The following is a 12,047-nucleotide window of genomic DNA, read 5'->3' as shown; positions in this document are numbered from 1 at the left end:
GTCTCCGTCGCCGAGCCCCTCCACCACGACTCCCTCACCGAGCACGTCCCCCTCATCGGCCACTTCGGGCCTCTCTCCCACCAACTCCTAATAAAGGGGAGATAAGTAGCGACCTGAGTCACGGCTCTGTGACTGGAAAGCATTCCCGCTGGATACCTGGGCGCCCGCCGCGATACGAATGGAGCCATGAGCAGCAACGGGGGAGCCCCTTATCGGCCCGACGAGCCGACGAGTTTCGAACTGCAACCACCGCAGCCGAACTTGTCGGCGCCGGTGCCGCACCCGAACAATCCGTACGCGGCGCCCGCTCAGACCGCACCGCAGCAGACCGCACCACAGCAGGCCGCACCCGCGACCGCCGGGCCCGCGCACTCCGCTGCGCCCGCTGAGACGCCCGCCCCGGACCCCGGCATCGGGCGGCTGATCGCCGGCCGCTACCGGCTGCTCGCCAAGCTCGGGCACGGCGGGATGGGCACGGTGTGGCGGGCCAAGGACGAGACGGTGGACCGCGAGGTCGCCGTCAAGGAGCCCCGCGTTCCGGATCACCTTCCCGAACGGGAACGTGCCAACGCCTACGAGCGGATGCGCCGCGAGGCGCGCGCCGCGGCCCGGCTCGACCACCCGGCCGTCGTGAACGTCCATGACGTCGCCGTCGTGGACGGCCGGCCGTGGATCGTGATGGAGCTGGTGCAGGGCCGTTCGCTGGGCGACGCCTTGCAGGAGGGCACGCTCGGTGCCCGGGACGCGGCGAGAATCGGCCTCGAAGTGCTCGGCGCGCTGGAGGCCGCGCACGCGGCGGGCATCCTGCACCGCGACGTGAAGCCGGACAACGTCATGCTCGGCCGCCACGACCGCGTCGTCCTCACCGACTTCGGCATCGCCCAGATCGAGGGCGAGACCAATCTGACCGACACCGGCGGCTTCGTCGGCTCGCCGGAGTACATCGCCCCGGAGCGAGTGCTGGGCCAGCGCCCGGGCCCGGCCAGCGACCTGTGGTCCTTGGGCGTCGTCCTGTACGCGGCGACGGAGGGCGTCTCGCCGTTCCGTCGCAGCAACACCCCGGCGACCCTCCAGTCCGTGCTCAACGCCGTGCCCGCGGCGCCGGCCTCCGCGAAGGGCCCGCTCGCCGACGCCATCAACGGCCTCCTCCAGAAGGACCCGGCACGCCGCCCGAACGCGGCGCAGACGCGTGCCCTGCTGGACCAGGCGGCCAACCCGCCGGTGCAGGCCGCCACGCAGGTCGTGCGCATACCCGAGGGCGTCAGACGGGGCGTCGTGCTGGGGCCCAAGGCGCTGCTCGGCATCGGTGCGGCGGTGGTCGCCGGGGCGGTGGCGGCGTATCTGGTGATCGCCGATCCGTTCGCGGGGCCGTTGCCGGACGGCTGGCAGACGCGCCAGGAGAAGGCCCTCGCCGCGACGCTGGCGGTGCCCGACGGCTACAAGCGGAGCGTGCCCGAGGACACGGACGACGGGCACTGGGTCACGTACACCGACGCGAGCGGCGCCATCTGGATCGGCTTGAAGCTGGACAAGAAGGCCGAGGACACGAGCGACAACATCGCCGGCTCCGCGGGCGCCGAGATGTACGACGACGACAAGGGATTCAAGCAGAGCGGCGACTACGACGTCAGCATGGCCGCGGGCGCCGCGAAGACCAAGCCTGAGGACGGGGCCACCTACCAGGGCAAGCCGGCTGCTGAGAACACCATCACCTACGACACCAACGACACCCAGAATCCCCGCCCCCGCGAGCTGCGGATCTTCTACTACAAGACCTCCACCGGCAACATGTACAGACTCACCATCAGCTACCCCGGCGGTGGCGACTTCCTGAAACGTGGCCAGGAGGTGGCGAGGACGGCCATCGCGAACCTGGATGTCGACAAACTCTGAACTGGCCAACGGCCCGCCCCGCAGGGTAGGCATGGAACATGACCAACGACGGTGGCCGCACCGGACCCAACGGCCGTGTGATCGGCGGCCGTTACCGCCTCGCCGAGCGCATCGGCTCCGGCGGAATGGGCACCGTCTGGCGGGCGCTCGACGAACTGGTGGACCGCGAAGTCGCCGTCAAGCAGCCGAGGTTGCCCGGTGACCCGGAGGACGCGGCTCACCAGCGGGCCGCCAACCGGCTCTACCGCGAGGCCCGCGCCGCCGCCCGGGTCGACCATCCGGCCGCCGTCTCCATCCATGACGTCGTCGTGGAGGATGACGGGCTGCCGTGGATCGTCATGGAGCTGGTCCGCGGCGAGTCCCTGCACGAGGCCCTCAAGCGCGGCCCCGTGGAGGCGCCGGAAGCGGCCCGCATCGGCATCGCCGTCCTCGGCGCCCTGCGCGCCGCACACGCCGTCGGCATCGTCCATCGTGACGTCAAGCCCGCCAACGTCCTGCTCGGCGCCCATCGCCGCGTCGTCCTCACCGACTTCGGCATCGCCCACATCCAGGGCGAGGAATCCCTCACCGTGAGCGGCGAGTTCGTCGGCTCCCTGGAGTTCATCGCCCCCGAGCGGATGTCCGGCCGCGGCGCCGGCCCCGCCTCCGACCTGTGGTCGCTGGGCGTCCTGCTGTACGCCGCCGTGGAGGGCTGGTCGCCCTTTCGCCGTACGACACTGGAGTCCACGCTCGCCGCGATCCTCGCCGCCGATCCGCCCGAGCCGAAACAGGCGGGTCCGCTGGGGGCGCTGATCGTGCGCCTGCTGGTGAAGGATCCCGACCGACGGCCCGACGCGGACGGAGTCGGCGCTGTGCTGGAGGCGGTGGCGAAGGGGTGGCCGGTGCCGGAACCCTCCGGGGGTCCGGCGGCCGCGGGGGCACAGGATGCCTCCGGGTTACGGGAGTTCGCGGAGGACTCTGGGACGGTACGGCTGAGGGGCGGGGCGGCGTCCGAGCCCCTACCCGAGCCGGCACCAGGATCCGGCCCCGAGCCGGCCACAGGATCCGGCCCCGAGTCGGCACCAGGATCCGGCCCCGAGCCGGCCACAGGATCCGGCCCCGAGTCGGCACCAGGATCCGGCCCCGAGCCCGCCACAGGATCCGGCCCCGAGCCCGCCACAGGCCCCACCCCCGAACCGGCAACGGCCACCTCGGCCGTGGCCTCGAAGCCCCGGTCCCACCGCTCCTGGCTGCTGCGCCCCGTCCCCGTGGCCGTCCTCGGTGTGCTCCTCGTCGCCGGCACCTGGTTCACCACCTCCTCCTTCCTCGTCGACAAGGGCGACGACGTCCGGGAGATGAACCCCACCTACAGCTCGGCACCTCTGGTCCCGGCGACCTCCTCCGGCACCTGGACCGAGCACCGGGAGAAGGACATGGACGCCGTCCTCTTCCTCCCGGCCGAGTACAAGGAGGCCGCGCGCGAGGGCAGCGCCGCCGACCAGCCCCGCCTCGTCGTCTACGACATCGGCCTCGTCCAGGTCCGCCTCACCCGCTGGGACCAGGCACCCCGCCCGCTGCTCAAGCAGGCGCAGTACGCCCACGACACCTGGGACAGCTACAAGCACGACGCGAGTACCCAGGCCACCCGCACCACGTTCAAGGGCTACGACGCCGTCCTGTCCGACACCACCTACGACAAGGACGAGTCCCCGACCCGCGTCATGCAGCTGATCGTGGTCACCGGCGACGACGTCATGTACGAGCTGCGCGTCGACATGCCCAAGGGCACGCCCACCGAGAAGAAGGGCACCGCGGTCTTCAAGGGCGCCCGTGACCGACTTGAGATCGGACGGGGCTGATCGGCACCCGATCTTCGTCGGCAACGCCCTGATCAGCTCGTTTGTTGCCAGTGGACACTGGCGGCATGTGAGCACTCGGTGAATCCCCGTTACCGACGGGTACACAAAGCCCCCGCTCCGGCATACTCTGCGCCTCATGACGGACGCGCAGGCCCCGGCCAAGACCGGCACCAACCCCTCGCCCCCGCCCCGCAGGGCGCCCGTACCGCCGCCGACGTGGTCACGCCGGAGCTGGTGGCACAGCTCACCAAGGGCGTGGTCGGTTCCGGCCGTACCGCGAACCACACGCCGTTCACCGGCGAGAAGCTGGCCGACCTGCCGGAATCCACGCCCGAGGACGTGGAGAAGGCCTTCGAGGCGGCCCGCAGTGCGCAGGCGGTCTGGGGGCAGGTCCCCGTACGGCAGCGCGCCGCCGTCCTGCTCCGCTTCCACGACCTGGTGCTCGAACGCCAGGCCGAGGTACTCGACCTCATCCAGCTGGAGACCGGCAAGGCCCGGCTGCACGCGCACGAGGAGGTGCAGGCCGTCGCCGTCGCGGCCCGCCATTACGGCCGTAAGGCACCCGCCTACCTCAAGCCGAAGCGGCACGCGGGCGCCATGCCCACGCTCACCCGCGTCACCGAGCTGCGCCACCCGCGCGGCGTCGTCGGCCAGATCGCCCCCTGGAACTACCCCCTGGAGCTGTCCGTCGGCGACGCGCTCCCGGCGTTCGTCGCGGGCAACGCGGTCGTGATGAAGCCCGACACGGAGACCTGCCTGACCGCCCTGTGGGCCCGTGACCTGCTGATCGAGGCCGGGCTGCCCGCCGACGTCTTCCAGGTCGTCCTCGGCGAGGGCCCCGTCGTCGGCCCCGAGGTCGTCAAGCACGCCGACTACGTCTCCTTCACCGGCTCCACCCGCACCGGCCGCCAGGTCGCGCAGGGCGCCGCCGCCCGGCTGGTCGGCGTCTCCCTCGAACTCGGCGGCAAGAACGCCATGCTGGTCCTTGAGGACGCCGACGTGGAGAAGGCCGCCGCGGGCGCCGTCCGCGCCTGCTTCTCCTCCGCCGGTCAACTGTGCATCTCCATCGAGCGGTTGTACGTCCACGAGTCGATCGCCGACGCCTTCGTGGAGCGCTTCGCCGCCCGCACCAAGGCGATGCGGCTCGGCACGTCCCTCGCCTACGGCGCCGACATGGGCTCCCTGGTCGGCGAGCGCCAGCTGGAGACGGTCACCCGGCACGTGGAGGAGGCCGTCGCGAAGGGCGCCAAGCTCGTCGCGGGCGGCGCGGCCCGCCCCGACATCGGCCCGTACTTCTTCGAGCCGACGATCCTCGACGGCGTCGAGCCGGAGATGACCGTCTGCTCCGAGGAGACCTTCGGCCCGGTCGTGTCCATCTACCGCTTCAAGACCGAGGACGAGGCGGTCGAGCACGCCAACTCCACGCCGTACGGCCTCAACTCCTCGGTCTGGACGAAGGACGGCAGCCGCGGCCGCGCCGTCGCCGCCCGCCTGCGCACCGGCACGGTCAATGTCAACGAGGGCTACGCCCCCGCGTACGGCAGCGTCCAGTCGCCGATGGGCGGCATGAAGGACTCCGGCCTCGGCCGCCGCCATGGCTCCGAGGGCATCCTCAAGTACACGGAGGCCCAGACGGTCGCCCAGCAGCGGCTGCTGCCGATGGCGCCGTCGCTGGGCATGGACGACGAGAAGTACGCGCAGTTCATGAGCCGGAGCCTGCGCCTGATGAAGGCGTTCCGTTTCCGCTAGGCCCGGTTCCGAGCCCCACCGCACCACCGCTTTCAACGAGGAGAGCACGTGTCACAGGAGAACTCCGCCCGGAAACAGGACGACGGCTCGGATCACGACGGATACGACTACGACGTCATCGTCGTCGGGTCGGGCTTCGGCGGCTCCGTCACCGCCCTGCGCCTGACCGAGAAGGGCTACCGCGTCGGCGTCCTGGAGGCGGGCCGCCGCTGGACCCGCGAGAGCCTGCCGAGGAACTCCTGGGACCTGAAGAACTACCTCTGGGCCCCCAAGCTCGGCATGTACGGCATCCAGCGCATTCATCTGCTGGGCAACGTCATGGTGCTGGCCGGAGCCGGCGTCGGCGGCGGCTCGCTCAACTACGCCAACACCCTCTACGTACCGCCGAAGGCGTTCTTCGACGACCCGCAGTGGCGTGGGATCACCGACTGGCAGGAGGAGTTGAAGCCGTACTACGACCAGGCCCGGCGCATGCTCGGCGTACGGCTGAACCCGACGATGACCCCGTCCGACGTGCATCTGAAGGCGGCGGCCGAGCGGATGGGCGTCGGCGACAGCTTCCACATGGCGCCGGTCGGCGTGTTCTTCGGGGACGGCGAGGACGCCGCGGGCGAGGCGAAGGTCAAGCCGGGGCAGGAGGTGGCCGACCCGTACTTCGGCGGGGCCGGCCCGGCGCGCAAGGCGTGCACCGAGTGCGGTGAGTGCATGACGGGCTGCCGGCACGGCGCGAAGAACACCCTGAACGAGAACTACCTCTACCTGGCCGAGAAGGCGGGCGCGGTCGTCCACCCCATGACGACGGTCGTCTCGATCACCGACGACTCGCAGGGCGGGTACGCGGTGGCGACGCTGCCGACCGACGGGAAGAAGACGGGCGAGGGCCGGCTGTTCAAGGCCCGGCGGGTGGTGCTGGCGGCCGGTACGTACGGCACCCAGACGCTCCTGCACCGGATGAAGGCCGGCGGCCAACTGCCGTACCTCTCCCCGAAGCTGGGCGAACTGACCCGTACCAACTCCGAGGCCCTCGTCGGCGCGCAGACCGACAACCGGCGCTACCGCAGGGCCACGGGCGAGGCGAAGGTCGACTTCACGCGCGGAGTCGCCATCACGTCCTCGATCCACCCGGACGACAGCACCCACATCGAGCCGGTCCGCTACGGCAAGGGCTCCAACTCGATGGGCGGCCTGTCGATCCTCCAGGTCCCGTACGCGGAGGGCTCCTCGCGGGTCGCGGCCTGGCTGGCGAACGCGGCCCGCCACCCCCTGCTGGTCCTGCGCTCGCTGTCCAACCGGCGCTGGTCGGAGCGGACCATCATCGGCCTGGTGATGCAGTCGCTGGACAACTCGCTGACGACGTATCTGAAGCCGGACGGCGTCGGCAAGGGCCTGCTGACGGCACGCCAGGGCCACGGCGCCCCCAACCCGAAGCAGATCAAGGCGGCTTCGGAGGCGGCCTCCGCGATCGCCGCCGACATCAACGGCTTCGCCGGCTCCAACGTCGGCGAGCTCATGGGCACCCCGCTCACCGCCCACTTCCTCGGCGGCTGCCCGATCGGCGACTCGCCCGAGACCGGCGTGATCGACCCGTACCACCGTCTGTACGGCCACCCGGGCATCTCGGTCGTCGACGGGGCGGCGGTCTCGGCCAACCTGGGTGTGAACCCGTCCCTGACGATCACCGCCCAGGCCGAKCGGGCGATGTCGTACTGGCCCAACACCGGCGAGACCGACCAGCGCCCGGTGCAGGGAGCGGCGTACGAACGCCTGAACCCGGTCGAGCCGAAGTCCCCGGCGGTCCCGGCGGAGGCGTTCGGGGCGTTGAAGCTGCCGTTCCTGGGGATGCCGGCGGTTCCGCCGAAGAAGTAGGCCGCGCCTTCGAACGACCAACAGAGAAGGACCTGCACCCCCCTCCGAGCGCAGGTCCTTCTCTGTTTCTTGCGTGTAGCTCTGCTGAGGCTTACGCCTCCGCGCCCACCTTGCGGCGCTTCATCGCGAACACGATGCCGGCACCGGCGACGATGGCGATGCCACCGATGGTGCCGATCACCGGAAGGTTGGAGCTGGACCCGGTCTCGGCCAGGTTGCCGGTGACCTCAGGCGTGTTGCTGCTCGGCTCCTTGTCCGTGACGGGGGCCTTGCCGCCTTCCTGCGGCTCGGTGCCGTCCGTGTCCGTGCCCGCGGCCACGATCTGGAACTTGTACGCGACCTCGCCGAAGCCGACGCACTCGTCGTCGGCGTCACCGTAGATGGTCGCGCCGAGGGTGAAGCCGGCGCCGGCGGGGGCGCTGGACTTCACGTTGATCCGCATCGGGATGTTGACCTCGTAGTCGGGCTTGAGTTCGTCGGTGTAGCCGACGTAGCCGACCGCGTAGCCCTCCTCGTCGAGGGTCACCCAGACCTTGCTCTCGGGGTCCCAGGCCTGCAGCTCGACCTGCTTGCTCCGGAACAGCTCCATGCCCTCCGCGTCGGGGGAGGCCCCGGCGAAGAAGTCGAGGTCCTCCAGCGTGGAGTCCGAGTCGTTGAGGACGTTCAGCGAGAACTTGTGCCAGCCGCTGCCTGCGGCGATCTTGCCGGGCAGGCCGGTGTAGCTGACGTCGACCTTGGAGTCCTCACACGCCGAGACCTCGGGGTCCGGGGTCTCCGACTCCTCCGGAGCGGTGGTGCTCTCCTCGGGGGCAGGGCTGCTCTCGCTCGTCTCCGGAGCGGGGGTGCTCTCCTCGGCGGCGGGGGTGCTCTCTTCGGCGGCGGGGGTCGACTCCTCGGCGGCCGGGGTGCTTTCCTCGGCGGCGGGGGTCGACTCCTCGGCCGCAGGGGTGCTCTCYTCGGCGGCCGGCGTGCTCTCCGACACCGTCGGCGTCGGGGTCTCGTCCGTGGCGAACGCGACCGGCGCGGACAGCAGCGCGATCGGCGCTATGACAGCCGTCGCGGCCGCGGCGGCCATGGCACGGCGAAGCTTCATGAAGACCTCGGAAAGTCCGGCGTGCCACGGCATCGCAGCACGCGCATATAGGGAGGCCTCCGCGTGTGGGGCGCGGGTGTGGCCCTAGTTGTGCAGCGTTGGATAGGTGACGCCGGTGAATGGTTGTGCGTTCACTAACGAATTCTTTATGTGCCCTGCGTCACATGCGCGGCCCGGGGATCCCGAAGCTCGACGAGCGCGAGACGGTCATGAGGGGGCATGAGGAGGACGTGAGGAGGACATGAGAAGGGCCCCGCAGGGCGGGGCCGCGGGGCCCTTCTTTCGTCAGCACCGACGTCAGGGCAGCGTCGGTGCTTCGGGAGCGGCGCCGGGGGGTGCGCCGCTGGTCCTTGGTCTCGACCTCTGGCAGTGCGGTGACGCACAGCCGGACGAGCGAGATGCGGTTGTCCACGGAGGGGCTGGGAGCTTGCTTCGCATCGTGCTGGACGGGCGGGGTCATCGCAAGCGTTCGACCCGGCCCCGTACTCCTTCTTGCCCTCTCCGTCGATCGGCCCCGGGCGTCCCCGGAGCCGACCGTTCTCTTCAGTGACCGGGCTGCTGTCCCCTGCCGTCCGGTCACTTTCCTGGAGCGAGGTCCCACGGCACACGGTGTGATCCGTGCACCTCATCGCCCCAGCGAGCCACGCGTGGTTCTATCGGGCCCGCCCCTGGCTGGCACGGACACCGGTACCAACGAAGGGGTGCGGGAGGCGTCACGCGCCGTACGAGTGAGAGGGCGGCCGAACTCAGATGCGACCGCGGCACAGTTCGAGCAGCGTCATGGCGAGGGCCGTGCCCGGCTTGCCCAGCGCATCCCTGTAGTGGCCGAGGACCTCCATCTCCCGGGAGAGGTTCACGCGCCGCCCGCCGGAGCCGATCCGCGCCTCCTGGATCACGGCCGAGACGGCCATCCGTTCCTGGATCAGGCCGATGATCCGGTCGTCCAGCGAGTCGATGCGCTCGCGGGCGCCGGTGATCACGTCGGCGGCCTCGGGGGTGCGGGCGCCGGTCACGTCGGTCGCGGTCATGGGGGCTCCTCGTATGTCTCGTGGTGCGGCGGTGGCCGCCCCGGAGCGACAGGGCCCGGAAAACGCGAGGCGCCCCGGGCCTTGTCGGCCCGGGGCGCCTGGGAAGTCGCTTGTCAGTTGCTCAAGCAGCACGACCATGGCAGCCGGCGGGCCGGGTGCCATAGGTAAAGAGGAAGGTCGGGTGCGTGAGCATGAGGTCAGTATGCCGCGCCGCGCGAAGGTGTCCAAGCCGGTTCGCATCCTGAGACAGGGCTTGCCCCGGGGGCGCTCCCGCGGATCCCGGTAGACTCGGCCCCATACACACCTCGCTCACCGCCGGAAGGCAACCCGTGTCATCAGCGAACCCCGCCGCCGCCCCCGACACCGTCCTGGTCGTCGACTTCGGTGCGCAGTACGCCCAGCTCATCGCCCGTCGCGTCCGCGAGGCCCGGGTCTACAGCGAGATCGTGCCGAGCACCACGCCGGTCAAGGAGATGCTCGCCAAGAACCCGGCGGCGATCATCCTCTCCGGCGGCCCCTCGTCCGTGTACGAGGAGGGCGCCCCCGGCCTCGACCGCGAGATCTTCGAGGCCGGCGTCCCCGTGTTCGGCATGTGCTACGGCTTCCAGCTCATGGCGCGGTCCCTCGGCGGCACGGTCGACAACACCGGCGCCCGTGAGTACGGCCGCACCGACCTGCACGTGTCGAAGTCGTCCTCCACCCTCTTCGAGGGCACCCCGGCCGAGCAGCACGTGTGGATGTCGCACGGCGACGCCTGCTCCGCCGCCCCCGAGGGCTTCTCCGTCACCGCGTCCACGGACGTCGTCCCGGTCGCCGCCTTCGAGAACGACGACAAGAAGCTCTACGGCGTCCAGTACCACCCCGAGGTCATGCACTCCACGCACGGGCAGCAGGTGCTGGAGCACTTCCTGTACCGGGGTGCGGGCCTGAAGCCGGACTGGACCACCGGCAACGTCATCGAGGAGCAGGTCGCGGCGATCCGCGAGCAGGTCGGCGACAAGCGCGCCATCTGCGGGCTGTCCGGCGGCGTGGACTCCGCCGTCGCCGCCGCTCTCGTGCAGAAGGCCATCGGCTCCCAGCTGACCTGCGTGTACGTCGACCACGGCCTCATGCGCAAGGGCGAGACCGAGCAGGTCGAGAAGGACTTCGTGGCCGCGACCGGCGTACAGCTGAAGGTCGTGGACGCCGAGGAGCGGTTCCTCAAGGCGCTCGCCGGGGTCTCCGACCCCGAGGAGAAGCGGAAGATCATCGGCCGCGAGTTCATCCGGGTCTTCGAGCAGGCGCAGGCCGAGATCATCGCGGACGAGGGCCCGGCGGTCGAGTTCCTGGTGCAGGGCACCCTGTACCCGGACGTGGTCGAGTCCGGTGGCGGCACCGGCACCGCCAACATCAAGTCCCACCACAACGTCGGCGGGCTCCCCGAGGACCTCGAGTTCCAGCTGATCGAGCCGCTGCGCAAGCTGTTCAAGGACGAGGTGCGGATGGTCGGCCAGGAGCTCGGGCTCCCGGACGAGATCGTCCAGCGCCAGCCCTTCCCGGGTCCCGGCCTCGGCATCCGCATCGTCGGCGAGGTGAACAAGGAGCGGCTCGACCTCCTGCGCGAGGCCGACGCCATCGCCCGTGAGGAGCTCACGGCGGCCGGCCTCGACCGGGACATCTGGCAGTGCCCGGTGGTCCTGCTCGCCGACGTCCGCAGCGTGGGTGTGCAGGGCGACGGCCGGACCTACGGCCACYCGATCGTCCTGCGGCCCGTCTCGTCCGAGGACGCGATGACGGCCGACTGGTCGCGTCTGCCGTACGACGTCCTGGCGCGGATCTCGACGCGGATCACGAACGAGGTGCGGGACGTCAACCGTGTCGTCCTCGACGTGACCTCGAAGCCGCCGGGGACGATCGAGTGGGAGTAGGCCCTAGGTGCGCTTGATCGTGCGCAGGGGCTTGCCGGGCTGCCAGATCTGGACGACGAGGTACTTGTCGTCCTCGATGTAGGTCCTCACGACCTCGGTGAGCTCGGTGCGGAAGAGGTGGAACGGCTCCGGCGGTTCCACCTCTTCGCCGTATGCGGCCTTCTGCTGCGGGTCCTCGACCTCGATCGCCCGCCCGGCGATCCGTACGTCGCCGCCGCCCATCGACTGGCCCTCGCCGGGGTTCGCCTGGAGCGCGAAGCGCGGGTCGCGGCGCAGGTCGAGGACCTTGAGCGAGTTCGGCATCATGCCGAGCCACAGCTCGCCGTTCAGGAAGCGGACCTCCAGGCCGGTGGTGCGGGGGGAGCCGTCCTTGCGGAGGGTGGCGAGGGTGTGGTGGGTGAAGGCGCCGAAGCGTTCTTCGGCGGTGCGGGCGAGGTCCGGTTCCGCCTCGGTGATGGTTGCCCAGTTCGCTGTCATGCCTGCCATGCCTGTCATACGGCGAGTGTCGCGCCGATACCCGACATCCGCTGTCTGGATTCCGGGGGCTTGGGGGCTTGGGGAGGCATGGCAGGCATGACAGCGAACTGGGCAACCATCACCGAGGCGGAACCGGACCTCGCCCGCACCGCCGAAGAACGCTTCGGCGCCTTCACCCACCACACCCTCGCCACCC

The 12,047-nt window shown here is 70.6% G+C and carries 7 protein-coding genes and 1 pseudogene; 5 read left to right on the top strand and 3 right to left on the bottom strand.

What is annotated here, in order from left to right; translation table 11 throughout:
* The first annotated feature begins 186 nt into the window (after positions 1-186).
* The 4 genes and pseudogenes from EAO75_RS43430 to EAO75_RS43415 all read left to right on the top strand — a co-directional run bounded on the left by EAO75_RS43430 (position 187) and on the right by EAO75_RS43415 (position 7,346).
* Positions 187-1,893 carry a serine/threonine-protein kinase gene (locus tag EAO75_RS43430; protein WP_187284833.1) on the top strand — a complete coding sequence of 569 codons (1,707 nt, stop codon included), beginning with the start codon at positions 187-189 and terminating at the stop codon, positions 1,891-1,893.
* Between the two features lie 38 nt (positions 1,894-1,931).
* Positions 1,932-3,731 (top strand): protein kinase domain-containing protein, encoded by a 1,800-nt coding sequence (locus tag EAO75_RS43425; RefSeq protein ID WP_148000664.1) that lies wholly within the window; start codon positions 1,932-1,934, stop codon positions 3,729-3,731.
* A gap of 136 nt (positions 3,732-3,867) precedes the next feature.
* A pseudogene (locus tag EAO75_RS43420) lies at positions 3,868-5,480 on the top strand (succinic semialdehyde dehydrogenase).
* Positions 5,481-5,528: 48 nt separating this feature from the next.
* Positions 5,529-7,346: a GMC family oxidoreductase N-terminal domain-containing protein gene (locus EAO75_RS43415; protein WP_148000662.1), complete on the top strand. Its 1,818-nt coding sequence runs from the start codon at positions 5,529-5,531 to the stop codon at positions 7,344-7,346.
* 91 nt (positions 7,347-7,437) lie between these two features.
* Here EAO75_RS43415 and EAO75_RS43410 read toward each other — a convergent pair whose 3' ends face one another.
* Together EAO75_RS43410 and EAO75_RS43405 are read right to left on the bottom strand one after the other, a co-directional pair.
* On the bottom strand, positions 7,438-8,439 hold the full coding sequence (locus tag EAO75_RS43410) for an LPXTG cell wall anchor domain-containing protein (RefSeq protein ID WP_148000661.1): 1,002 nt from the start codon (positions 8,437-8,439) through the stop codon (positions 7,438-7,440).
* A 746-nt stretch (positions 8,440-9,185) separates the two neighbouring features.
* Complete coding sequence (locus EAO75_RS43405; RefSeq protein ID WP_148000660.1) at positions 9,186-9,467, bottom strand: chorismate mutase; 282 nt, start codon at positions 9,465-9,467, stop codon at positions 9,186-9,188.
* 329 nt (positions 9,468-9,796) lie between these two features.
* Between EAO75_RS43405 and guaA the strand changes: the two genes are divergently transcribed.
* On the top strand, positions 9,797-11,374 hold the full coding sequence (guaA, locus tag EAO75_RS43400; RefSeq protein ID WP_148000659.1) for a glutamine-hydrolyzing GMP synthase: 1,578 nt from the start codon (positions 9,797-9,799) through the stop codon (positions 11,372-11,374).
* A 3-nt stretch (positions 11,375-11,377) separates the two neighbouring features.
* On the opposite strand, the gene EAO75_RS43395 is transcribed toward guaA, so the two are convergent.
* Positions 11,378-11,860: a pyridoxamine 5'-phosphate oxidase family protein gene (locus EAO75_RS43395; RefSeq protein WP_410092882.1), complete on the bottom strand. Its 483-nt coding sequence runs from the start codon at positions 11,858-11,860 to the stop codon at positions 11,378-11,380.
* Positions 11,861-12,047: the final 187 nt, after the last annotated feature.

Origin of the sequence: Streptomyces sp. UW30 (genome assembly GCF_008042075.1) — a bacterium.
GTDB lineage: Bacteria > Actinomycetota > Actinomycetes > Streptomycetales > Streptomycetaceae > Streptomyces.
The sequence above is the reverse complement of the archived record's forward strand: the minus strand, read 5'-3'. Positions and strand labels throughout refer to the sequence as shown.

Coding starts and splice junctions, on each gene's coding strand:
- EAO75_RS43430 (WP_187284833.1), top strand. CDS start 187: ATGAGCAGCAACGGGGGAGCCCCTTATCGGCCCGACGAGCCGACGAGT.
- EAO75_RS43425 (WP_148000664.1), top strand. CDS start 1,932: ATGACCAACGACGGTGGCCGCACCGGACCCAACGGCCGTGTGATCGGC.
- EAO75_RS43405 (WP_148000660.1), bottom strand. CDS start 9,467: ATGACCGCGACCGACGTGACCGGCGCCCGCACCCCCGAGGCCGCCGAC.
- EAO75_RS43395 (WP_410092882.1), bottom strand. CDS start 11,860: ATGGCAGGCATGACAGCGAACTGGGCAACCATCACCGAGGCGGAACCG.